Origin of the sequence: Micromonospora sp. M51 (assembly GCF_018070305.1) — a bacterium.
GTDB classification, from domain to species: Bacteria; Actinomycetota; Actinomycetes; order Mycobacteriales; family Micromonosporaceae; genus Micromonospora; species Micromonospora parva.
On sequence record NZ_JAGPXZ010001359.1, the window covers coordinates 1 to 745 of the forward strand.

At 73.4% G+C, this 745-nt stretch carries 1 protein-coding gene; it reads left to right on the top strand.

Annotated features, from left to right (window positions below):
* A partial coding sequence (locus KBX53_RS34820) for a penicillin-binding transpeptidase domain-containing protein (protein WP_247676641.1) occupies positions 1 to 745 on the top strand: 745 nt, incomplete at both ends.

Here is a 745-nt window from a genome sequence, read left to right on the forward strand (position 1 = left end):
ACGGGGCGCTGCGCGGCGAAGCACGCCGGTCCGCCCTGGTGGCGCTCCGGGTCAGCGACGGTGCCGTGCTCGCCGCGGCGAACGGCCCCGGCCCGGCCGGGGAGAACCTGGCCTTCAACGCCCAGGTGCCGCCGGGTTCCACGTTCAAGATGGTCAGCACGCTGGGCCTGCTGGACCGGGGCGCGGTCACCCTGGACGGTCCGGTGGCCTGCCCGAAGACCTTCACCGTTGACGGTCGGTCCTTCAAGAACTCCGACAACTTCGAGCTGGGCTCGGTGCCGTTCCGCACCGACTTTGCCAAGTCCTGCAACACGGCGTTCGCCGCGCTGGCGCCGAAGCTCGGCGGCGACGGGCTGGCCGCCGTCGGCCGCACGCTGGGCCTGGAGGGTCAGTGGGACCTCGGCACGGACGCCTTCACCGGCAAGGTCTCCACGGGCGGCAGCCCGGCCGAGCAGGCCGCGGCGTCGTTCGGGCAGGGCACCACGTTGGTCAGCCCGCTGGCCATGGCCGGCGCCACCGCCGCCGTCGCCCGCGGCCGCTTCGAGCAGCCGAAGCTGCTGATCGACCCGGCGCCGGCCAAGCCGGCTCCGGCGGGTGAGCAACTCAAGCCAGAGTCCGTCGCGGCGCTGCGCACGATGATGCGCGAGGTGGTCACCACCGGCACCGGCAGCGCGCTCAAGGATGTGCCGGGCGAGGTGTACGGCAAGACCGGCACCGCCGAGTACGACGACAACCCGGCCCACAC